20 protein-coding genes are annotated in these 22226 nt (G+C 72.5%); 9 read left to right on the top strand and 11 right to left on the bottom strand.

Annotation, left to right across the window (positions count from 1 at the left end; all coding sequences use genetic code 11):
* Window positions 1-11: 11 nt before the first annotated feature.
* Together dnaK and DEJ47_RS32185 are read right to left on the bottom strand one after the other, a co-directional pair.
* Window positions 12-1910, bottom strand: coding sequence for a molecular chaperone DnaK (gene dnaK, locus DEJ47_RS32190; protein WP_150174208.1), 1899 nt, complete (start codon window positions 1908-1910; stop codon window positions 12-14).
* A 149-nt stretch (window positions 1911-2059) separates the two neighbouring features.
* Window positions 2060-2485: an OsmC family protein gene (locus DEJ47_RS32185; RefSeq protein ID WP_150174206.1), complete on the bottom strand. Its 426-nt coding sequence runs from the start codon at window positions 2483-2485 to the stop codon at window positions 2060-2062.
* 305 nt (window positions 2486-2790) lie between these two features.
* Between DEJ47_RS32185 and DEJ47_RS32180 the strand changes: the two genes are divergently transcribed.
* Window positions 2791-4428 (top strand): DUF6345 domain-containing protein, encoded by a 1638-nt coding sequence (locus DEJ47_RS32180; RefSeq protein WP_223828571.1) that lies wholly within the window; start codon window positions 2791-2793, stop codon window positions 4426-4428.
* Between the two features lie 14 nt (window positions 4429-4442).
* On the opposite strand, the gene DEJ47_RS32175 is transcribed toward DEJ47_RS32180, so the two are convergent.
* The 3 genes from DEJ47_RS32175 to DEJ47_RS32165 all read right to left on the bottom strand — a co-directional run bounded on the left by DEJ47_RS32175 (window position 4443) and on the right by DEJ47_RS32165 (window position 8754).
* Window positions 4443-5825, bottom strand: coding sequence for an amino acid permease (locus DEJ47_RS32175; RefSeq protein WP_150174203.1), 1383 nt, complete (start codon window positions 5823-5825; stop codon window positions 4443-4445).
* An 83-nt stretch (window positions 5826-5908) separates the two neighbouring features.
* Window positions 5909-8020, bottom strand: coding sequence for an alkaline phosphatase family protein (locus DEJ47_RS32170; RefSeq protein WP_263398927.1), 2112 nt, complete (start codon window positions 8018-8020; stop codon window positions 5909-5911).
* Window positions 8021-8349: 329 nt separating this feature from the next.
* Window positions 8350-8754 carry a hypothetical protein gene (locus DEJ47_RS32165; RefSeq protein ID WP_150176011.1) on the bottom strand — a complete coding sequence of 135 codons (405 nt, stop codon included), beginning with the start codon at window positions 8752-8754 and terminating at the stop codon, window positions 8350-8352.
* A 110-nt stretch (window positions 8755-8864) separates the two neighbouring features.
* On the opposite strand from DEJ47_RS32165, the gene DEJ47_RS32160 reads away from it, so the two are divergent.
* Genes DEJ47_RS32160 through DEJ47_RS32150 form a run of 3 tightly spaced genes read left to right on the top strand, consistent with a single transcriptional unit; the run spans window position 8865 to window position 11197 of the window.
* Window positions 8865-9641, top strand: coding sequence for an MBL fold metallo-hydrolase (locus tag DEJ47_RS32160; RefSeq protein WP_150174199.1), 777 nt, complete (start codon window positions 8865-8867; stop codon window positions 9639-9641).
* Window positions 9641-10255: a DedA family protein gene (locus tag DEJ47_RS32155; RefSeq protein ID WP_150174197.1), complete on the top strand. Its 615-nt coding sequence runs from the start codon at window positions 9641-9643 to the stop codon at window positions 10253-10255. The genes DEJ47_RS32160 and DEJ47_RS32155 overlap by 1 nt, the downstream gene beginning before the upstream one ends.
* 36 nt (window positions 10256-10291) lie before the next feature.
* The gene (locus DEJ47_RS32150; protein ID WP_150174195.1) at window positions 10292-11197 is read left to right on the top strand and encodes a phytoene/squalene synthase family protein; all 906 of its coding nucleotides are present in this window, start codon (window positions 10292-10294) and stop codon (window positions 11195-11197) included.
* A gap of 5 nt (window positions 11198-11202) precedes the next feature.
* Here the strand turns inward: DEJ47_RS32150 and DEJ47_RS32145 are convergent, their stop codons facing one another.
* Both DEJ47_RS32145 and DEJ47_RS32140 read right to left on the bottom strand, forming a co-directional pair.
* Window positions 11203-12453, bottom strand: coding sequence for an aminotransferase class I/II-fold pyridoxal phosphate-dependent enzyme (locus DEJ47_RS32145; protein ID WP_150174193.1), 1251 nt, complete (start codon window positions 12451-12453; stop codon window positions 11203-11205).
* 107 nt (window positions 12454-12560) lie between these two features.
* Window positions 12561-13259: an ANTAR domain-containing response regulator gene (locus tag DEJ47_RS32140; protein ID WP_150176010.1), complete on the bottom strand. Its 699-nt coding sequence runs from the start codon at window positions 13257-13259 to the stop codon at window positions 12561-12563.
* An 81-nt stretch (window positions 13260-13340) separates the two neighbouring features.
* Between DEJ47_RS32140 and DEJ47_RS32135 the strand changes: the two genes are divergently transcribed.
* Complete coding sequence (locus DEJ47_RS32135; RefSeq protein WP_150174191.1) at window positions 13341-14477, top strand: PAS domain-containing protein; 1137 nt, start codon at window positions 13341-13343, stop codon at window positions 14475-14477.
* On the opposite strand, the gene DEJ47_RS32130 is transcribed toward DEJ47_RS32135, so the two are convergent.
* Entirely contained in the window at window positions 14458-15270 is an 813-nt protein-coding gene (locus DEJ47_RS32130) for an RNA polymerase sigma factor SigF (protein ID WP_150174189.1), read from the bottom strand. The genes DEJ47_RS32135 and DEJ47_RS32130 overlap by 20 nt on opposite strands.
* A 249-nt stretch (window positions 15271-15519) precedes the next feature.
* Here DEJ47_RS32130 and DEJ47_RS32125 point away from each other — a divergent pair, with 249 nt between their 5' ends.
* From DEJ47_RS32125 to DEJ47_RS32115, 3 genes are all read left to right on the top strand, one after another.
* Window positions 15520-17340 (top strand): thiamine pyrophosphate-requiring protein, encoded by a 1821-nt coding sequence (locus DEJ47_RS32125; protein ID WP_150174187.1) that lies wholly within the window; start codon window positions 15520-15522, stop codon window positions 17338-17340.
* 106 nt (window positions 17341-17446) lie between these two features.
* A complete protein-coding gene (locus DEJ47_RS32120) occupies window positions 17447-17884 on the top strand; it encodes a CBS domain-containing protein (protein ID WP_150174185.1) in 438 nt (145 codons plus the stop codon).
* A 63-nt stretch (window positions 17885-17947) separates the two neighbouring features.
* Entirely contained in the window at window positions 17948-18508 is a 561-nt protein-coding gene (locus tag DEJ47_RS32115) for a type 1 glutamine amidotransferase domain-containing protein (protein WP_150174183.1), read from the top strand.
* A gap of 6 nt (window positions 18509-18514) precedes the next feature.
* On the opposite strand, the gene DEJ47_RS32110 is transcribed toward DEJ47_RS32115, so the two are convergent.
* The 3 genes from DEJ47_RS32110 to DEJ47_RS32100 form a co-directional block, all read right to left on the bottom strand.
* Window positions 18515-19522, bottom strand: a complete 1008-nt coding sequence (locus tag DEJ47_RS32110; protein ID WP_150174181.1) for a Ppx/GppA phosphatase family protein — start codon at window positions 19520-19522, stop codon at window positions 18515-18517.
* A 62-nt stretch (window positions 19523-19584) separates the two neighbouring features.
* Window positions 19585-20166, bottom strand: coding sequence for a TIGR03086 family metal-binding protein (locus tag DEJ47_RS32105; RefSeq protein ID WP_150174179.1), 582 nt, complete (start codon window positions 20164-20166; stop codon window positions 19585-19587).
* Window positions 20163-20396, bottom strand: a complete 234-nt coding sequence (locus DEJ47_RS32100) for a DUF6158 family protein (protein WP_150174177.1) — start codon at window positions 20394-20396, stop codon at window positions 20163-20165. The genes DEJ47_RS32105 and DEJ47_RS32100 overlap by 4 nt, the downstream gene beginning before the upstream one ends.
* A gap of 257 nt (window positions 20397-20653) precedes the next feature.
* Between DEJ47_RS32100 and DEJ47_RS32095 the strand changes: the two genes are divergently transcribed.
* Window positions 20654-22213, top strand: coding sequence for an alpha/beta hydrolase (locus tag DEJ47_RS32095; protein WP_150174175.1), 1560 nt, complete (start codon window positions 20654-20656; stop codon window positions 22211-22213).
* The last annotated feature ends 13 nt before the right edge of the window (window positions 22214-22226 follow it).

The following is a 22226-nucleotide window of genomic DNA, read 5'->3' as shown; positions in this document are numbered from 1 at the left end:
CCCCGCAGCGCCTACCGGTCGCCGCCCTTGTCCCCGTCGCCCGTGTCCCCGTCGCCCTTCTCTCCGGCGCGCTTGTCCTCCTCGTCCACGATCTCGGCGTCCACCACTCCCTCTTCGGCGGGGGTCTCCGTGGCCGCCTGCCGCTGTGCGCCCCCGCCGGAGTCCGCGTACATCGCCTGACCCATCTTCTGGCTCACCGCCGCCAGCTTCTCGGCGCCGGTGCGCAGGGCCGTCGTGTCGTCGGACCGGTTCTTGAGGATGTCCTTCAACTCGGCGGTCGCCGCTTCGACTTCGGTCTTCGTGTCGGCGGGCACCCGCTCCCCGTTCTCCCGCAGGAAACGCTCCGTCTGGTAGACGAGCTGCTCCGCCTGGTTGCGGGTCTCCGCCGCCTCACGGCGCCTGCGGTCCTCCTCCGCGTGCTCCTCGGCCTCCCGCACCATGCGGTTGATGTCGTCCTTGGGCAGCGCGGAGCCGCCGGTCACCGTCATGCGCTGCTCGCGGCCCGTGGCCTCGTCCTTCGCGGAGACGTGCATGATCCCGTTGGCGTCGATGTCGAAGGTGACCTCGATCTTCGGGACGCCGCGCGGCGCGGGCGGCAGCCCGGTCAGGTCGAAGACGCCGAGCTTCTTGTTGTACGCCGCGATCTCCCGTTCGCCCTGGAAGACCTGGATGCCGACCGAGGGCTGGTTGTCCTCGGCGGTGGAGAAGGTCTCCGAACGCCGGGTGGGGATCGTGGTGTTGCGTTCGATGAGCTTGGTCATGATGCCGCCCTTGGTCTCGATGCCGAGGGAGAGCGGGGTCACGTCGAGCAGCAGCACGTCCTTCACGTCACCGCGGATGACGCCGGCCTGGAGCGCCGCGCCGAGCGCGACGACCTCGTCGGGGTTGACGCCCTTGTGCGGGTCCTTGCCGGTGAGCTCCCTGACCAGGTCCGTCACCGCGGGCATGCGGGTGGAGCCGCCGACCAGGATGACGTGGTCGACGGCGGAGAGCTTGACGCCCGCGTCCTTCACCGCCTGGTGGAAAGGCGCCTTGCAGCGGTCCAGCAGGTCCGCGGTGAGCTCCTGGAACTGGGCGCGCGTCAGCTTCTCGGCGAGGTGCAGGGGACCTTCGGCGGACGCCGTGATGTAGGGCAGATTGATGTCCGTCTCGCTCGACGAGGACAGCTCGATCTTCGCCTTCTCGGCGCCCTCGCGCAGGCGTTGCAGCGCCATCTTGTCCTTGCCGAGGTCCACGCCGTGCCCGTTCTTGAACTGGCGCACCAGGTGCTCGACGATCCGTTGGTCCCAGTCGTCGCCGCCCAGCTGCGTGTCGCCGTTGGTGGCCTTCACCTCGATGACGCCCTCGCCCATCTCCAGGAGCGAGACGTCGAAGGTGCCGCCGCCGAGGTCGAAGACGAGGACGGTCTGGTCGTCGCCCTTGTCCAGGCCGTACGCCAGGGCGGCGGCCGTCGGCTCGTTGACGATGCGCAGGACGTTGAGGCCCGCGATCTCGCCCGCCTCCTTGGTGGCCTGGCGCTGGGTGTCGTCGAAGTACGCGGGCACGGTGACCACCGCGTCGGTGACGTCCTCGCCCAGGTAGGCCTCGGCGTCGCGCTTGAGCTTCTGCAGGACACGCGCGGAGAGCTCCTGCGCGGTGTAGCGGGTGCCGTCCACGTCGCCGCTCTCCGGGAAGCGCCAACTCCCGTCGCCCATGTGGCGTTTGACGGAGCGCGCGGTGCGCTCCACGTTGGTGACGGCCTGCCGCTTGGCGACCTCGCCGACCAGCACGTCGCCGTTCTTCGCGAAGGCGACGACGGAGGGGGTGGTGCGCGCGCCCTCCGCGTTGGCGACGACGGTGGGTTCACCTCCCTCCAGCACGGCCACCACTGAGTTCGTCGTCCCGAGATCGATCCCGACCGCACGTGCCATGGTTCAGTCCCTTCCGCCGCGAGCTCACGTCCCCCGTTTCCCGGTCTACTCCGTTCTCCATCACAAAACTTGAGCGGGCTGATGTCAATGCCGCACGCGACAATGCCGCCACCCCGACAGGGGTGACGGCACTGTCAACAGGCGCCGGGTCAGGCCAGCTTGGCCGAAAGCGTGATGGTGGTGCCGGCCAGCGCCTGGCTCACCGGGCAGCCGCCCTTCGCGGTCTCGGCGGCCTCGACGAAGGCCGCCTCGTCGATGCCGGGCACGGTGCCCTCGACGGTGAGGTGGATGCCGGTGATGCCGGTGCCGGGCTGCAGGGTCACGTCGGCGGACGTGACGAGACGGGAGGGCGGGTTGCCCGCGCCCGTCAGGGTGTGCGACAGCGCCATGGCGAAGCAGCTGGCGTGCGCGGCCGCGATCAGCTCCTCCGGGCTGGTCTTGCCGTTCGCCTCCTCGGCGCGCGACGGCCAGGACACCGGCTGCTCCCCGATGCCGGAGGAGTCGAAGGTGACGGTGCCCGAACCCTCCGTCAGAGAGCCTTCCCAGACCGTGTGCGCGGAGCGCGTGGTAGCCACGATGCGTTTCCCTTCAATGCGGATCCGTGAACGGAAGTTCCGTTGGCCTCCATCCGATCACACTCCGGATGAAAACGGGCCGCGCGGGGCACAGCGGGCCGACGGAGGTGTTCGAGCGGGGTGCGCAGGTACGCGTCGAGCGATACGAACACGTTGTGTGGGCCGCCGCGCCACAGAGGCTTCTGAGGTGCGGGAACAGGCCCGTGGCAGGGGGCCGATGGCCGGAATGGCAACTGGGCAAGGCGCGTCCGCGGTGACACTTTGAGGCCCCCTCGCGCACAGCACGAGGAGATCTCTCAGGGGGTATGGCCATGCGCATCAACTACTCGGACCACGGTCCGTCCCCGCTCGAACCCGAGAAGCCCGGCGCCGCCGGCGACCGGGACTCGACCTTCGGCTGGTGGGGTGCCTTCAGCATCCAGAAGTTCGTCAACCAGTCGCCGCTCTTCCACACCCACGGCGACGCCACCGGCTGGCTGGCGTACCTCCAGCAGTTCTACGACCGGAACTTCTGGTTCGCCGACGGCGGCGCACAGGTGTGGGCGTACGAGGAGACGTACGACAACTGGCAGGACCGCTACGGCATGGACGCCGTCGTCGCCGTCTACCACTCCGGCCACGGCGGCATGGACAACAACGGCGTCTTCTTCGCGCCGCTCGGCGCCGTCTGGGACGGCCGCAGCGACGCCGTCTCCAACCGGATGGCACTCGGCAACGAGAAGGCGAACTACGTCTTCTGGTCGACGTGCACCTCGCTGCGCGTCCTCGGCGGGCACTCCCCGATCCGCACCTGGGCCGGACCCAACATCGGCTTCCGGATGATCTTCGGGTTCGAGACGGTCAGCATCGACAGCCCGGACTACGGCAAGAAGTTCTGGGAGAAGTGGCGGGCGGGCCAGACGTACTGCGACGCCTGGCTCAACGCCAGCTGGGACATCCACCACGGTCAGGCGCCCTCCGTCTGCGCCGTCGGCGCCACCCAGGCCGAGGCCACCAACCGCCTCAACACCGAGCGGAACTTCTTCCGCGAGCACGTGCCGGACAACTGGTACGCGTGGCGCTGGTACTACGCCCGCGAAGGCATCAGGGAGCCGCTCGCCCAGCTTCCCGGGCAGCACCGGATCGTTCAGCTGGCGCCCCGCGAGCCGAGCGCCGAGCTCGGCGCGCTCGGGCAGCTCGCCGACTTCCCGTCGGCGGCACTGCAGGAGGTCCAGGTCGACCGGCTCGGCGTGCTCAACGCGTCCTCCGGCGACCGCGTCATCTCCACGGGCCCCGAGGGCGTCCGCTGGGTGCGGCTCGCCGAGCCCAACCACCGCAACACCCAGCAGCTGCCCACCGAGCGGGCGATCGAGGCGGCGCGCGCGTTCGCCGAGCGGTACGCCGACGGCGCCGACCTCGTCGTCGACAGCGTGCACGACCTGATGCAGAACTCCGGCACCAAGGACGGCTCCGAGGTCGGGCGCCCCGTGTCGCTCCAGACGCACGTGACGTTCCGGCAGGTCTTCGACGGCGTGCCCGTCATCACGCCGGGACGCGGTCTGATCCGGGTCGGTCTCGACAACGACGGCACGGCCGTCCAGGCGCAGATCGCGACGCGCCGGGCCACCGGCGTCACGCGCGAGCCGAGCACCGAGGTGTCGCCCCCGCCGCCCAAGGGCGGCAAGGCGACGGCGGCGCCGCTGGAGCGGGACCCGCGCAGGGCGCTCGACGCGGCGCAGCGGAAGCTGCTCGCCGAGCTCGCCGCGGTCACCGCCGACGAGCCCGGACAGCGGGCGGCGGCGGAAGGGCAGCCGCAGGTCACGGACGTGCCCGGCACGTTCGAGGTCGGCTATGAGCTGGAGGGCAACGAGGCCTATCCGGCGGCCCGCAAGCTGATCGAGATCGGCTCGCCGGACAGCATGTTCAAGACCCGCCGCTGGGTCGTCGCGCCCCTGGCGAGGTAGGTGCGACCGGCTTCTCAGTGGTTTTCGGTGGCGGCCCGCTGCTTGCGGGCCGCCATCCACGCGTAGACGAGCACGCCCACGAACAGGAACAGCACGCCCTGGTAGACGGCCGCGTACCCGGACCCGGCGACCAGCCACATGGAGAACGCGAACGCGGCGCCCGCGAGGACCGCGTCCCGCACCAGCCGCCCGCGGTGCACGCGGTCGCGCTGACCGGACACCAGGAAGTAGATCTGCGCGGCCGTGGCGAGGAGGTAGGGCACCGTCGCCGTGAACGTGGTGATCAGGACGAGGGACTCGAAGACGCCGCCCGAGCCCGCCGTGTAGTTGTAGACGGTGAGCAGCGAGGCGAGGACGACGGTGACCAGCACGCCGACCGTCGGCACACCGCGCTTCTTCTTCCCGAACGCGCCCGGGAACAGCCCGTCCTGTGCGGCGGCGTACGGCGTCTGCGCGCTCAGCAGCGTCCAGCCGTTGAGCGCCCCGACCATCGAGACCAGCGCGGCGCAGGCGACCGCGGTGCCGCCCCAGGACCCGCCGAACATCACGTCGACGGCGTCGGAGAAGGGCGCGGTGGACGCCACCAGCTTGTCGTGCGCGACCGTCCCGAAGACGGCGAGCGTGCCGAGCAGATAGACGACGGCAGCGCCGAGCGTGCCGAGGATGGTGGCGCGCCCGACGTTGCGGCGCGGGTCGCGGACCTCGCCGGCGCTGACGGCCGCGGACTCCACGCCCAGGTAGGAGAAGAGCAGGATCGCGGCGGCGGCCGAGACGGCACCCATCGGGCTGTCGTCGCTCGCCTGGAAGGGCCCGAGGTTCGCGCTGTCGAAGAAGAAGAGACCGCCGACCGCGACGAGCAGCAGCGGCACGAACTTCAGGACGGTGGCGACCAGCTGGACGGCGCCGACGTACCGCGTGCCCGCGAAGTTCGCGAGAGCGGGAAGCAGTTGCAGGACCAGCGCGGCCACACACGCCGACCACTTGTGGTCGTTGACCGGGATCAGGACATCGAGGTAGCCGACGGCGGCGACGGCCAGCGCCGCGTTGGACACCCACGTGGTGATCCAGTACGACCAGGCGGCCAGGAACCCCGCGAAGTCACCGAAGGCGGCGCGGGCGTAGACGTACGGCCCACCGGTCCGCGGATCGCGCTCCGCGAGCCGCCCGAAGACCAGCGCGAGGGCGATGGCGCCCGCGGTCAGGACGGCGAACGCGACGAGGCTGATGGTGCCGAAGGGGGCGACCGAGGCCGGGAGCAGGAAGATGCCGCCGCCGATGATGTTTCCCATGACGAGGCAGGTGGCGATCGGAAGCCCGAAACGCCGGGCGTGCCTGCTCTGCGCGTCCACGGGGCCGGGGGCCGGATCCGACGGTGCCACGGTTCCGGTGTCGTGCATGGGGTGGTGCGCCTCTCGTCGTGCCCGGCGCCCGGGATCGCCGGGCGGAAGACATGGTCGGGCACGGCGGACGCTGCCACAAATCAGCGTGTTTTGTCCTGCACGGCGCGGTCGGGGACAGTAAAAGCTGTGCCGTCCGGCGTACCGGACAGGGAATCGTCCAGGTCGACGGAGTCGATGACGTCGATGGCGTCGACGACGTCGGCGGTCAGCGGCACCTCGGGCCCCGCGTCCTCCCCCAGCCAGCCCCGCAGCACGCGGTGGACCCGCTCGGCGCCGACCAGTTCCCCGCCGTCCGCCACCGGATCGCCGAGCACGAGCGGCGACAGCAGGAACGGCCGGGACTGCGCCCCGCCGAGCCCGCCGTGCGAACCGATCTGCTCCTCGAAGGCGAGGACTTCCCCTTCCTCCGGGTCGTACCAGGAGTTGACCATGATGTCCGCGACGTGCGGAAAACCGTCGGTTCGCAGCACTGCCTCCGCCGCCCCCGGCCCGAAATCGGCGAGCGGCCCGAGATCGACGGGGTCCTCGTCCAGATACACCTCGGCACCCCGCGCCCCGAGCACCAGCGCGCCCCGTTCCGCACTGCGCACGAGCAGAAAACCGACGCCCGGATGGTTGGCGAGCGTCGGCAGCAGCGCCGGATGCCTGAGGTCGATCTCCTCACGCGTCATGCGGTGCCGCACGTCCGGGAACGACACGAGCCCGAGATTGCCGGACGCCAGCACGATCGGCTCGGCGCGCCGCACCGGCCTGCGCTGCTCCGCGCCCTCCTCCACGGGCCTGCGCAGCGCGGCCCGCACCGCCGCCCTGGCCTCCGCGCCGCTGTGCGTGCGCTGCGCCTTGCGCGGCACGGGCAGCCCGCAGCCGGCCCGGACGAGATCGCCGAGCGTCAGGCCGTAACGGGCACGGAACGTCTCGCCGGGGCTCTGACCGTGGTCGGAGAGCACCACGATCCGGTAGGCGCGGGGCGCGTGGTCCGCGACCTGGTCGAGGAGCGCGAGCGACCGGTCGAGCCGCCGCAGCACCTTGTCGACGTCCTTGCCCGTGGGACCGGAATGGTGCGCCACCTCGTCGTACGCGACGAGGTCGGCGTAGACCGCGCTGCGCCCGGCGAGCATGTCCCCGATGACGGCGGCGACCACGACGTCCCGCTCGACCACGGTCGCGAAGGCGCGGATGAACGGATACAGGCCACCGCGGCCCACCCGCGGGCGGCGCCGCCTGAACCGGGCGCCCGTGGACTCGCCGATCTCGCGGAAGACCTCCGCGACGAAGGACAGCGCGGTACGGACGGCGTTGGCGGGGTCGGAGAAGTACGCGAAGTACCCGGCCCGCGACCGGTTCTCCTTCCCTCGCCTCGCCGCCACGGACAGCACCAGGGCGAGTTGCTCGGCGCCCCCGCTGAACAGGTTGCCGCGGCTCGCGCCGTCCACGGTGAGGAGCCCGCCGTCACCGGTCCGCTCGACGGCCCGCCGCTGCAGCTCCACGGCGGAGGCGGGCCGGTTGCTGACCATGACCTCGCCGGTGTCCTTCTCGTACCACCGGAACGCGGGCACGTCGTGGTTGGAGCCGTGCAGGATGCCGAGCTGACTGGCACCGGTCTGACTGGACCAGTCGGTGCGCCAGGGGGTGAGCCGGTGGGTGGCGGCCCCCGTGTGTCCCGTGTCCCCCGCCTCCCCCAGCCAGCGCCCGACCGTAGGCATGAGCCCTCGCTCGACGGCACTGGTCAGGACGTCGTGGCCGACGCCGTCGAGCTGGATGAAGACGGTGCCGGGGGCGATGGGGCCGGGCGCCCCGTCGGCGCCCCGGCGCCGCCGCCGGTCGGCGAGCCGGTACAGCCGCCGCCGGTACGCGTCGTCGTCCCGCACGGCGAGCGCGCCGCCCGTCGCCGAGGCGACGGCGGACATCACCGCGGCGACCACGACAGCGGTCTCGGCACCGGCCTCGCCGCGCCCCTCGGGAATGAGGCTCAGCGCGAGCAGCAGCAAGGACCCGTTGAGGAAGAACGCGAGCACGCCGAGCACGAGCGCGGGCACGAGCAGCAGAGCGCGCACGAGCAGAGGCCACACGAGGACCGACAGCAGACCGAACGCGCCGGCGCCGGACGCGGCGGTGATCGCGATGCGGGTGGCGCTGTCGCCGTCGTCCGACTGGAGCTTGAAGTCCGGGAGGATGCCGGCGAGCACGAGCATCGTCAGCGTGCTGACGGCCCATACCGCCACGACGCGCCACAGGGCGCTCCCGACCTTCCGCCATCGCCCCACGTCAGACCCTTTCCGCCCCCCGCTGTGCCACCCCAGCGTGTCATACCGCCGCGGAGCGGCGGAGATTTACGGGTCGCTGAGGCGCGGAGCCCACCGCCGCGGAGCGGCGGAGCGTGACCGGGCGCTGGGGCGCGCTGTACGGGCGGGCGGGTGGGAGAACCGCCGCGGAGCGGCGGAGTCGTGCGGCGCGGAGCGCAGGAGCGGTCACGCCGCGGAGCGGCGCGAAGCCCCGCCGCGGAGCGGCGGAGAGGGAGCCGTCAACAGCCGTCGTACCCGGCCGTCGGCATGGACAGCCGCCGATGAACGCTCGCCTTCATGCGGGAGTCGTACGCCGGCTCCGCAAGCCCCGCCGTCTCCACCCGCACCCCCCGCCGCGCACACTCCGCCGTGAACTCGTCCGCGGACCTCAGCGCCCGCTCCAGGACCCTGCGGCTCGGCACGACGAAGAGGTCGACGAGGCCGGCCTCGACGTCGCCCCACAGCACGGCGTGATCGGCGCGCAGCCCTCGTACGACGAGTTCGCGTGTGATGACGTACCCCTGCGCGGCGGCCCACCGCGCGCACATCGCGTGCTGGCTGCGCGAGTCGACCAGGAAGGGGTCGGCCTCCAGCTCCTCCAGGGGCGTCAGACTGGCGATCGCCGCGACGCGTACGGCGCCCACGACGGCGGTGCCCACGGCATCCTCCACGGCGTCCCCCTGACCTTCGGTCTCAGCCGCAGACCCTACTCCTGGCCGTAGGCTCGGAGACAGTCGCACGAAGGAGGAACCGGGTGCCCGTCGAGGTCACATGGTGGGGTCACGCCACATGCACGGTCGAGGACTCGGGCGTCCGCGTACTGACCGACCCGCTGTTCGCCCGCCGTCTCGCGCACCTGCGGCGGCGCAGAGGCGCCCTCCCGCCGCGGGCCGCGGCGCTCGCCGACGTCGTGCTCCTGTCGCATCTGCACGCCGACCACCTGCACGTGCCGTCGCTGGCCCGCCTCGCGCCGGGCACCCGCGCCCTGGTCCCGCACGGCACCGCACGGTCCCTGCCGGGCCTGCGGCGCCGGCTCCCGCGCCTGCGTTTCACCGAGGTCGTGCCCGGCGACGAGGTCCCGGTCGGCGACGTCGTCGTACGCGTCGTGTCCGCGCTGCACGACGGGCGGCGGCTGCCCGTCGGCCCGCACCGTTCGCCCGCGCTCGGCTATGTCGTGGAGGGCGAGGCGCGCACGTACTTCGCCGGGGACACCGGGCTGTTCGACGGGATGGCCGACGAGGTCGGGGCCGTCGACGTGGCTCTGCTGCCGGTGGGCGGCTGGGGCCCGTATCTGGGCCACGGCCACCTGGACGCGGAACGAGCGGCGCAGGCGTTGGCACGGATCGGGCCGCGGAGCGCGGTTCCGGTGCACTACGGAACGTACTGGCCTCTTGGTATGGATGCCGTACGTCCGCATGAGTTCCACGCGCCGGGGCACGAGTTCGTGCGTCATGCGGCCCGGCTCGCCCCCGAGGTGTCGGTGCACCGGCTCGCGCACGGGGAGAGCGTGCTGCCGGAGGTGTCCAGGTGATGCTTGCCTCAGTGGCCGGCGTGACGCCGGAGAGTACGCAGCAGGCCGTCGGCTATCCGACGCTGTTCCTGCTCGTCGCGGTCGGCGCGCTGGTGCCCGTGGTGCCGACGGGCGCGCTGGTCAGTTCGGCGGCGGTGGTGGCTATTCATCAGACGGCGCCGTTCTCGCTGCTCATCGTCTTCGGTGTCGCGGCCTTCGCCGCGTTCCTCGGGGACGTCTCCCTGTACTGGCTGGGGCGGCGCGGCATGAGGTCGAAGAACGGCTCGCGCTGGCTGGAGGCGATCCGTGACCGGGCGCCGGAGGAGCGTCTCACGCAGGCGCAGGAGAAGCTGGCGGACCACGGGGTGATGGTCCTGGTCCTCTCGCGGCTCGTGCCCGCGGGCCGGATCCCGGTGATGCTGGCGTGCCTGATGGCGAAGATGCCGCTGCGTCAGTTCGCCCGCGGGGATGTACCCGCGTGTCTGGCGTGGGCGGTGACGTATCAGCTGATCGGTATCCTCGGCGGGTCGCTCTTCAAGGAGCCGTGGGAGGGCGTGGCGGTGGCGGTCGCGCTGACCGTGGTGATCAGTGTGGCGCCGGCGCTGTGGCGCAAGGTCAGGCACGCGCTGGCATAGGGGCGGCCGGACCGGACAGGGAGCGGGGGCGCGGGGATGGGTTCGTGGGATGCCGCGCTGGACGCGGCCGGCGTGCGGGGCGAGCGGCTGCGCGCCGATTTCACGCGGCAGCGCCGGGTGGTGGCGCGGTACCGGTTCCCCCAGTACGCGGCCGTCCGGCTGCTGCTGCCCCGGTCGGTCGTCCCCCACCTGCTGGCCGCGACCGCGTTCATGCACCACACCGACGGCCTCCTGGACGGGGAGGGGCCCCTGCGGGAGCGCACGGCCGCCTACGAGGGGTGGACCGGGCAGGTCCGCGAGGCGCTCGCCTCGGGGCGCAGCGACCACGGGGTGCTGCGTCCGGTGCTGCACGCGTGCGCGGCCCGTCCGCGTCTGGCCCGGCACGTCGAGGTGTTCCTCGACGGCGCGGCCGTCGAGCTGGACTTCGCCGGGTTCGCCACGGAGGCGGACTACCAGCGGTACGTCGACGCCTACTCCCTGCCCGCGTTCATGCTCCTCGCCGACGTGCTCGCGCCGGAGGCCGAACCGGCCGGTTTCCGCGCCGCCTGCCGCGCGTTCATCGACGGCAGCCAGCGGCTGGACTTCGTCAACGACCTGGCCGACGACCTCGGGGTGGGCCGCGTGGCTCTCCCCCGGGACGTGCTGGAGCGTCACGGGGTGACGCGGGAGGACCTGGTGGAGAGGCGGGCGACCGCCGGTGTGTGTGAGCTGATCGCCCGGCAGCTCGACGCCGCCCGTACGTCCCTGCGCGCCGCCCACGCGATGGTCGGGCACCTTCCCGCCGCCCACCGTGCCTTCGGCCGGGCACTCATCGGGATGGAGGAGGCGACCGCCGACGCCGCCCGCGCCAAGGGGGCCGGGCTCCTCGTCTCGTCGGCGCGGCCCGCTGTCCCCGCGGCCGTACGGCTGCTGGTGCGCGAGTACCGCAAGCGGGGTCGGTGAGACGGTCAGTGGGGCGGTTCCGTCCGCTGCGCGGCGTCCGTGCGCAGGTCGTCGAAGGCCGCGGCGAACGTGATCAACGCACGGTGCACGTGCGGTAGTTCCAGGGGGTCCGGTGCGGTGAGCGACTCCTGGCGTTCCGCCTGGGTGGAGCCGAGGAGGGGAGCCGTGGAGAGGCGTACGCGCAGGGCGTCGAAGTCGTCGCCGAAGCGGTGGCCGCCCGGTGCGGGCATGGCGAGGCGGGCGCCGAGGTGGTCCTCCAGGTCCTGTGCGTCGCGGATGTCCCGTGCGGCGAGCGCGGAGCGCAGGGGGCCGAGGTCGGCGTAGAGGTGTCGGCCGGCCTGCGGGGGTCCGACGAGGGCGCCCGCGGCGAGCAGGGCGTGCCGTGCGGCGTCGGCCACGCGCGCGTGCAGCCGGACGGCGGCGGCGAGCCGTTCGACGACCGGGTCCGGTTCGCCGAGTGCGTACGACGCCGCCGCGGCGGCGGGTGCGGCGAGGGTCGCGCCGAGGGCGGTGAGGACGTCGAGGGTGCGGGCGCGCAGGGCGGCGCCCGCCGCGGTGGCGGGGAAGCGGGCGACGGCGGCGGGCAGCGCCGGGGGCAGGAAGGACCCCGCGAGGTCGCAGAGGACGGTCACGCGTTCGTGGTCCATCTCGGCGGGGCCGATCAGGACGGTGTCGCGGGGGTGGTGCAGGGTGTCGCGCCACGTCTCGTCGCTGACGACGTGCAGGCCTTCGCCCGCGGCGGCCTCCACCGCCTCGTGGAGCACTTCGGGCGGCGGCACGGTGGCGGTCGGGTCGTCGGCGACGGAGAGCACGAGAAGCCGGGGTCTTCCGCCCTCCTCGCGGACCCGGCGGACGGTCTCCAGGAGGGCGTACGGGTCGGGGACGCCGCCGCACTCGGCGGGTGTCGGCACGTGGTAGGCGTCGCGGCCGAGCAGCCGGGCCTGGGGCGCCCACCAGGCGGCGCAGGGGCGGGGCAGCAGGACGTCGCCGCCGAGGGCCGCGGTGAGGGCGAGCAGGAGGGGCGGGGCCCCGGGGGCGGCGACGACCTGGTCGCGCTCCACGGGCAGGCCGCGCCGTGCCCAGTAGCCGCTCGCGGCGTCGAGGAGCGCGGGGCCGCCGCCCGCCGGCTCGGCCGGGGTGCGGCCCGCGGCCGCCGCCGCGGCGGCCGCGAGCTCGGGCAGGGCCGGGAGGCTGACCTCCGGCTGGGGCGGCCCGTACCGGACGGGTCCGCGGCCCTCCGTCTCCGTGCGCCGCATCCGTGCCTCCGTGCCGTACTGGTCCGCCGCGCCGGTCAGCCGGTCCGCGGTACGCGTGTCTACGTATCCATACGTAGCCCCGGCGGCCCCGCGCCGCCACTCCCGGCTCAGCGGGCCAGCGAGACCAGTTCGCGTTCCAGGCCGCGGCCCTTCGTCTCGACCAGCGCGGCGGCGACGTCGGCGAGCTTGCGGTTGGTGGCCTGGGAGATGCGGCGCAGCACCCCGAAGGCGGTGTCCGCGTCGCAGCCGAGGACGTGCATGACGATTCCGGACGCCTGGTCCACGGTCGGCCTGGTCCGCATGGCCGTGCCGAGCTGGTCGAGTTCGGTCAGCGCGGCGCGGTACCGCCGGTCGCGCACGAAGCTCGTCGTGGCGAGGTCGCCGAGCGCCTGGGCGGGCCCGCGCCCGGGGTCGTCGAGCGCTCCGGGGCGGAAGCTGAACAGGGTCAGGGTCACGGTGAGGCCGCCGCGCTGGAAGGGCAGCGTGACGCAGGACCGTAAGCCCGCGTCGAGGGCCATCGCCCGGTACTCGGGCCACCTCTCGTCCCGCAGCAGGTCCTCCGCGTCGACGGGCGCGCCCCGCTCCTCGGCGGCGGGGATGGGTCCTTCGCCGGAGCGCAGCTGCACGGAGACGAGCCCGGCGAGGTCGGGGTGGGTGACGGTTATGGGCTGTTCGTCGCCGCCGTCGGACACCGTCGTGCTCGCGCCGCAGCAGGCGGGGGTGCAGCGCACGGCCTGCTCGGCGAGCTCGGACAGCCTGCGGCCGGGCAGGGACGACGCGGGTCGGAGCAGGTCGGGGTCGGGCATGGACGGCATGACTGTCCCTCCTCTTCCCTCGGCTTCCCTGCGCGGCCCACGGAAAACGGTCGCAGCGGATAGGTTCGACGCATGCCCCAGATGGAGGAGTTCGGTGAGGAGCTCGCGGACTTCCTGCGCCGTGTCGCCGAGTTGAAGTCGGCTCGCTCCGTTCCGGCGGGTGACCTCGGCACGGTCCTCGACGCCGCGCTCTTCGAACTGGATCATGTGGCGGCCCAGTTGTGGCCCACGTACGAGCGGCTCGCCGTCAACGGCCAGTGGGACGACGCCACGGCGGACCGTGACGAGCAGCGGCTGCTGCGGTCCTTGTTCCAGCGGATGCCGCTGCCGGTCTTGCTGGTCGACAGGGAGACCGTCGTGCGGCGCATGAACTTCGCCGCGACGGGTCTGACCGGTGTCCGCGCGGGCTATGCGACGGGCCGTCCGCTGACCGGGTTCCTCATGCACGCGGACCGCGTCGCGTTCCGTACGCAGACCGCTGCGGTGGCACGCGGCGAGGGCGACCGGAGCCTGAACGTGCACCTCCAGCAGAGCCCCGGAACCCCGGTCCGTGCGACCCTCACGGCGCTGCGTCCCGGCGCCGAGCCGCGCACCGCGGTCCTCGTGGTGCTGCAGCTCGCGAAGGACCAGGCGCAGCAGCGGCCGAGCGTCCAGGGCCCCGCCCCCGATCTCGGCGAGGCGACGCGGCACGCGGCCCAGCTGGATCTGATGGACGCCATGACGACGGCGCTGCTCTCCGCGCCCGCCGGGGACGGCGCGGCCGTCCTGGAGGCGGCGGCCGGGGTCCTGCACGGGCGGTTCGCGGATTGGGTGATCGCCGACGCGGGCGCCGCCAGGCCGCGGCGCACGACGGTCCTCGGACCGCCGGACGCCCCGGTCGCCGACGTCCTCGCGCAGGACCCCGCCGCGTGCCCCCTCGTGGTGGAGGCGGCACGCGGCGGGGCCGCCTCGCTCCAGGTGCGCCCGGAGGACCCGGACGCGTTCGGCAGGGACGCGTCCGGCGCGCACGTGCTCGTGCGCGCCGAGGTCACGTCCCTGCTGTGTGTGCCGCTGACCGTCCGCACGCACGCCCCGGTGGAGGGCGTCCTCACGCTCTTCCGGAGCGGCGCGCGGCTCGCGTTCTCGCTGGCCGAGGCGCGGGCGGTCGACGTGATGTCACGGCACATCGCGCTCGCCGTGCGGCGCAGTGTCAGGCCGCGTCCTTCATGACCTGGTCGCGCAGCCGGTCGCAGCAGCGGCTGATCAGCCGGGAGACGTGCATCTGGGAGATGCCCATCTCGTCGGCGATGCTGCTCTGCGTCATGTCGCCGAAGAACCGCATGTAGAGGATGGTCCGTTCGCGCTCGGGGAGCTGTGCGATGCGCGGCTTGACGGCCTCGCGGTCGACGACGACGTCGAGTGCCGGGTCGGGGCCGCCCAGGGCGTCGCTCAGCGAGTAACCGTCCTCGCTGCCGGGGAGTTCGGCGTCGAGGGAGAGCGCGGTGAAGCTGTCGAGCGCCTCCAGGCCGGCCTTGGCGTCCTCCTCGCTCATCTGCGCGTGGGTGGCGATCTCGGCGGTGGTGGGGGCGCGCCCGGAGACCGTCTGGGAGAGGTCCTGGCGGGCGAACCGTACGCGGTTGCGGAGGTCCTGGACGCGGCGCGGCACGTGCAGGGTCCACATGTGGTCGCGGAAGTGCCGCTTGATCTCACCGGTGACGGTGGGGACCGCGTAGCTCTCGAACGCGGTGCCGCGCCGCGGGTCGTAGCGGTCGACGGCCTTGACCAGGCCGAGGGCCGCGACCTGGCGCAGGTCGTCGAGGGACTCGCCGCGGTTGCGGAACCGGCCGGCGAGCCGTTCCGCCATGGGGAGCCAGGCCTGGACGATCTCCTGGCGCAGCGTGTCCCGCTCGGGTCCCGGTGCCAGTTCGACGAGGCGGGCGAAGGCCTCCGCGGTGTCGGGGGCGTCGTCGTGCGGGTGCCGCCTGGGCCTCGCGGCTACTGCAGTGGTGGTGTGGGATCGCATGGTGCGTCGCAACTCCCTCGTGGGTGCCTTGGGATGGACGGTCACCGTGGGAGTGTGTGCACGTCGGACCGCCACGGGCACACCCGGGGGGCGGGCGTCAGGGACGCTCCCACGGACGTGCCTCCGGTCCGAAGCACTCTCTTCCGCCTGCCCCGCGCTTCCGGCAGCAAACACCGCGAGGTTTCCCCTCGGTGCACCAGGACACCCGGACCAGACTGCCGTTTTCCGATTTCGACCGGAGGGTTCCGCATGAGCGTCAAGGTCGCCGACCACATCCTCGAGAGGCTGCGCGCCTGGGGCGTGGAGCAGGTCTTCGGCTATCCGGGTGACGGCATCAACGGTCTGCTGGCGGCGTGGGGCAGGGCCGAGGACCGGCCGCGTTTCGTGCAGTCGCGGCACGAGGAGATGTCGGCGTTCCAGGCCGTCGGGTATGCCAAGTTCGGCCGGCGCCTCGGGGTGTGCGTGGCGACGTCGGGCCCGGGGGCGATTCATCTGCTGAACGGACTGTACGACGCGAAACTCGACCACGTGCCGGTCCTCGCCATCGTCGGGCAGACCCACCGCAGCGCGATGGGCGGCTCGTACCAGCAGGAGGTCGACCTGCACACGCTGTTCAAGGACGTCGCGGGTGACTTCGTGGAGACGGTGACGGTCCCCGAGCAGCTGCCCAACGTCCTGGACCGGGCGATCCGTACCGCGTACGCGCGCCGCTGCCCGACCGCTGTGATCGTCCCCGGCGACGTGCAGGAGCTGGAGTACGACCCGCCCCCGCACGCCTTCAAGATGGTCCCCTCCAGCCTCGACCGCAGCAGCTGGACCGCGATGCCCTCGCCGACGTCCCTGGAACGCGCCGCCGAGGTCCTGAACTCCGGCGAGAAGGCGGCCATCCTGGTGGGGCAGGGCGCGGCGGGGGCGCGCGCGGAGGTCGAGGAGATCGCCGAGCTGCTCGGCGCGGGCGTGGCGAAGGCGCTGCTCGGCAAGGACGCGCTGAGCGACGAACTCCCCTACGTCACCGGCTCGATCGGCCTGCTCGGCACCCGTCCCAGCTACGAGCTGATGCGCGACTGCGACACGCTCCTGACGATCGGGTCCAGCTTTCCGTACTCGCAGTTCCTGCCGGAGTTCGGTTCGGCGCGCGGCGTGCAGATCGACATCGACCCGCACATGATCGGGATGCGCTATCCGTACGAGGTGAACCTCGTCGGCGACGCGCGGGCGACGCTGCGCGAGCTGATCCCGCTGATCGACAAGGACCGCCGTGAGGTGTGCCGCGAGTGGTACGACGAGATCTGCGCGAACGTCACGCGCTGGCACGGGGTGATGGAGCGCAGGGCCGAGATCTCCGCGGACCCCATCAATCCGGAGTACGTGGCGCGGGCCCTGGACCCGCTGCTCCCGGACAACGCGATCGTGACGTCCGACTCGGGTTCGGTGGCGAACTGGTTCGCCCGGCACCTCACCTTCCGCGGCGACATGCGCGCCTCCCTGTCGGGCACGCTGGCGACGATGGGCTGCGGTGTGCCGTACGCGATCGGTGCGAAGTTCGCGCACCCGGACCGTCCCGCGATCGCTCTGGTGGGCGACGGTGCGATGCAGATGAACGGCATGGCGGAGCTGATCACCGCCGCGAAGTACCGGCACCGCTGGGACGACCCGCGGCTGGTCGTCGGTGTGTGGAACAACCAGGACCTGAACCAGGTGACGTGGGAGATGCGGGCGATGGAGGGCGCCCCGTCCTTCCTGCCGTCCCAGTCACTGCCCGATGTGCGGTACGCGGAGTTCGCCCGCTCGATCGGCCTGACCGGCATCCGTGTGGAGCGCCCCGAGGAGGTGGAGCCCGCGTGGCGCGCCGCGCTCGACGCGAGCGGCCCGGTGGTCATCGACTTCCGCACCGACCCGGCGGTCCCGCCGATCCCGCCGCACGCGACGTGGGACCAGATGGAGGCCACCGCGTCGTCGATCCTCAAGGGCGACGCGGACCGGGCGTCGATGGTGAAGCAGGGCCTGAAGGCGAAGATGCAGGAGTTCCTGCCGGGAGCGGGACGCAAGGACCGCGGGGATCGCTCCTAGGAGGTCCTGGGGCGTCCCCGGGAAGCATGGGTTCGGGGCTCAGGGGTACTGCGGCGGAGTCAGCACGGGAAACGTATGACGGACGCATGCAGGAGGGGCTCCAGCCATGGCCGATTACGTGAGGGACGTCATGACGCCGGGGGTCGTGGCCGTACGCCCCGACGCCTCGCTCGTCGAAGCGGCACAGTTGATGCGCGCCCAGGACATCGGTGACGTCCTGGTCGCGGCGGAGGGGCGGGTCCTCGGCGTGCTCACGGACCGGGACATCGCGTTGCGCGCCGTGGCGGACGGCGCGGATCCGCTGACGGTCAGCGCACAGGCCGTCTGCACGCCCAACCCGGTGGTGGTGGCCCCCGACGACGCGGTGTCGGAGGCCATCGGACTGATGCGCGACCACGCGGTGCGGCGGCTGCCCGTCGTCGAGGACGGTCACCCGGTGGGGATGGTGAGCCTCGGCGACCTCGCGGTGTCGCAGGACCCGACGTCGGCGCTCGCCGACATCAGCCGCGCGGCGCCCGACGGCGGCCCGGACGAATGGGTTTAAACACCACCCATACGGACAATCAGATCTTGTACGACATCATCCAGCAGGAAGGATCATTCCGCCATGCCGCAGCGCATCGCGTTCCTCGTGGCGCCCGAGGGCGTCGAGCAGATCGAACTCACGGACCCCATGCAGGCCGTCCGGGACGCGGGCGGCGAGGCCGTCCTGGTGTCCACGGACCCCGGTGAGGTCCAGGGCTTCAACCACCTCGACAAGGCGGACACCTTCCCGGTCCAGGAAGTCGTGGCCGACGTGCGCGCCGACGCGTTCGACGGGCTCGTGCTGCCCGGCGGCGTCGCCAACCCGGACTACCTGCGCACGGACGAGAAGGCCGTGGCCTTCGTGAAGGACTTCTTCGACCACGGCCTCCCCGTCGCGGCCATCTGCCACGCCCCGTGGACGCTCGTCGAGGCGGACGTGCTGGGCGGCCGCACCCTGACCTCCTGGCCGAGCCTCAAGACGGACATCCGCAACGCGGGCGGCACCTGGGTCGACGAGCAGGTCAAGGTCTGCACCGGCGGCCCCAACACACTCATCACCAGCCGCAAGCCGGACGACCTGAAGGCGTTCTGCGAGGCGTTCCTCGCGGAGTTCGCCAAGGGGGCGAAGCCCCGGTCCGGCTGACGTCGTTCAGGTCCCGGCGGGCACCGGCAGCAACATCTGGGCGGTGCGGCTCGTGTCACCCGTGTGCACGTGCTCACCGGCCCACCAGTCCGCGTCACCGTCCTCGATGTAGCGGAGCAGGATGCCCTCGCGCAGGGCCCAGGGGCAGACGGTGACCTCCTCGATGCCGGTCAGCTTCATCGCCGTGTGGGCGACGACCGCGCCGGCCACGCACTGACCGGCGCGCGCCGCCGAGATGCCGGGCAGCTGGGCGCGCTGCTCGGCGGGCATCGACGCCAGTTCCTTGAGCGCCCTGCCGAGTTCGACCCGGCCCAACTGCCGCTCCACGAAGGGTCCGTAGCGGCCGGGTGCCGCGCCGCACAATCTGGCCAGCTGCTGGAACGTGCGGGACGTGGCGACGGCCGTGTGCGGCATCTCCCAGCGGATCCGGGCGGCCACATCCCGCAACTGGTGCCGCACCTGGCGGCGCACCGCCTTCAGATCCTCGGGCCGCGGCGGGTCCTGGCCGTCGAAGAGGTCCCGGGTCAACCGTCTCGCCCCGAGCGGCAGCGACGCCGCGTAGTCGGGCAGGCGGCTGCGCCCGAAGGCCACTTCGAGGGAACCGCCGCCGATGTCGAAGAGCACCAGCGGCCCCGCCCGCCACCCCATCCACCGGCGGGCGGCGAGGAACGTCAGCTCCGCCTCGGCCTCCCCCGACAGGGTGCGCAGCCGGATGCCGGTGCCGGCCTCCACCGCTTCGAGCACCTCGGCCCGGTTCGGGGCGTCCCGCACGACCGAGGTGACGAAGGCAAAGGGTTCGTACACCCCCCACCGCTGCGCCTCCTCCTGTACGTCGCGCACCGCGGCGACCAGTTCGCGGACCGGCTCCTCACCGAGGCGCCCCTCGTCGTCCAGATGCTCTCCCAGCCTCAGCCGTCTCTTCACCGTGTGGACCGGCAACGGCACCTGCCCGTCGGCATCCGCGACGACGAGCCGCACCGTGTTCGAACCCACATCCACCACTCCGACTCTCATGAACATCAGGTTCCCTCTGTTCGCGAGCCGAAAGACAACGGTTGAGCGTTGGTCGAACCTTCTCAGACCTTGCGGCCGAGCAGATTGAGGAGTTTCGTCCGCGCGTCGGCGTCCGCCGGCGGCTCCACCGCCGGGGCGAAGAGGCCGCTCTTCTCCAACTCGGCCGCGTACGGCTCCACTTCGGCCAGCGCGAAGTCGACGAGGGCCTCGGGCAGTGTCTCGTCGGCGCCGATCGCGCGGGAGAGGTCCCAGGCGTGCACCACGAGGTCGGTGATCATCTGCCCGGCGTAGAACGGCGCCGAGGCGTCGCCGAAGGACAGGTGGACGGTGCGGTCGAGGGCGCCCTCCTCGCGGAACGCGTCGCGCGCGGCGACCGCCGCGGTGTCCCAGGAGGCGACCGGGTCCGGGCCGAGCATGTCACCGTCGAAGGCGTCGCCGACGGACTCCGTGGTCGCGCCGTCGCGCAGCAGCGGCGGCACCCACAGCTGCTCGGACGCGAGGTGGTTGACCAAGTCGTGGACCGTCCAGTCCGTGCAGGGGGTCGGGGCGTCCCACTGGTCGGCGCGGACGGCGTGCACGCGGTCCGTGAAGAGGTCGAGCGCCTCGCCGTGCCGCTCCAGCAGGGTCCGGTGGTCCGTCGTCATGTGCTCGTGGTTCCCCTCTCCCGCGCGCCCGCGCGGGTCCGGCCCCCGGCCACCGACCTGCGCGGATGACGGCGCAGGTACTCGCCCTCGAGTTCCGCCATGCGGTCGTTGTGCGCCCGCAGGGCATCGTTCGAGCCGTGCAGCAGGGTGCTGTGGCGGGTGCGGTGGATCGTCTCCAGCTCCTTGATGAGCTGCTGGTCGTCCAGCCTGCCCGGATCGACTCCGTTCATGGATCGCTCCGATCGCTCTGCGTCCGATCGCTGTCCGATCGCTCTGTCGCGGCGCTCCCTGCCTGTCCGGGTACCCGCTGGACCCGTACTACCCAGGATGCACCGCACACGGGCCGCGCGCGCACCGCACCGGCGAACCGGCACGTACAGGAACCCCGTGAATGTCCTGAAACAGAGGCGCCTGCCGGGGAGGCAGATGCCTCTGTTTCCGCGTCCACCCGAACGGCAGAACCATTTCCGACGGAAGGACCGCCCACGTGCCCCACTCCGTACCGAGACGCCGCCGCTTACCGCTCCTCGCCCTCGGCCTCACCGCCGTACTGGCCCCCGGGCTCACCGCGCTCCCGGCGTCCGCCGCTCCCCCGCAGGACACCGGGGCTCGCCCGCTGAGCCGGTTCACCGACCAGAAGCCGGACTGGAAACGGTGCGGGACCGACACCCCCGCCGCCTACCAGTGCGCCACCCTCGAGGTGCCGCTGGACTACCGCGACCCCGACGGCACCGTCATCGACGTCGCGATATCCCGGATCAGGGCGACCGATCCCGCGAAGCGCCGCGGGGTCCTGCTCTCCAACCCGGGCGGGCCCGGCGGCCCCGGGCTCGACCTGCCGCTGTACTTCACCGAGACGATGCCCGAGTCAGTGACCGAGCGGTACGACCTCATCGGGTTCGACCCCCGCGGCATCGGCCGGAGCACCCCCGTCGAGTGCGGGCTCACCGACGACGAGAAGCGGTTCCCGCGCTCCTACCGGCCGTTCGGCGAGAACGTCGCCCGGGCGAAGACCGTCGCGGACAAGTGCCGCGAGGCGACGGGCCCGGCCCTCTCGCACATGACGACCCGCAACACCGCGCGGGACATGGACGTCCTGCGGGCCGTCCTCGGCGAGAAGAAGATCTCGTACTACGGCGTCTCGTACGGCACCGCGCTCGGCTCCGTCTACACACAGCTGTTCCCCCGGCGCGCCGACCGGTTCGTCCTGGACAGCGCCGTCGACCCGAAGAAGATGTGGCGCGGGATGTTCCAGGTGTGGGCGCCGGAGGCCGAGCCCGCGTTCGCGCGCTGGACGCGGTGGACGGCCGCGCACTCGGCGACCTACGACCTGGGGAAGACGCCCGCCGAAGTCTCCCGCACCTTCTGGGACCTGGTGGAGCGGGCCGACCGCGACCCGGTCGACGTGGGCACCGCCAAGCTCACCGGCACCGACATCCGCGGCTTCCTGCGCCGCGAGTTCTTCACCCCCCGCAGCGCCGCCGAGCTCGTCGTCATGCTGAAGGACGCGGCCGCGGGCAAGCCGGTCCCCGACTTCCCCGCGGAGCCGGAGGCCACGGACAACCTGGTGTCGGCGCTCTGGACCGTGGTGTGCGGTGACGCGCCCATGCCGCGCGATCCGGAGACGTACCGCCGCGACTCGGCCCGTGACGCCGCCCGCCATCCGCTGTTCGGGGACTTCGCGTCGAACATCAATCCGTGCGCCTTCTGGGACCGTCCGGTGGAGCCCGTGACGAAGGTCGACAACCACGTCCGTTCGCTGATCGTGCAGAACGAATGGGACTCGCAGACGCCCCTGTCGACGGCGCGCGGCATGCACCGCGCGCTCAAGGGCTCCCGGCTGCTGACCGTCGACGAGGGCGAGGGGCACGGCGTCGTGTACGGGATGTCCGCGGGCCCTGCCAACCGGTGCGCCGAGGACACCGCCACGGAGTACCTGGTCACCGGCAGACTGCCGGCCAAGGACGTGACGTGTCGGGCGGCACCGGGCGTCAAGCCCGCGCAGCCGGCCTCCCCGGCCTCGCCTGCCTTCGGCCGACTCGGCTGACGCCGGGCGGCGG

Source organism: Streptomyces venezuelae (assembly GCF_008642355.1).
Lineage (GTDB): Bacteria > Actinomycetota > Actinomycetes > Streptomycetales > Streptomycetaceae > Streptomyces > Streptomyces venezuelae_B.
This window is presented reverse-complemented; position numbering and strand designations above follow the sequence as displayed.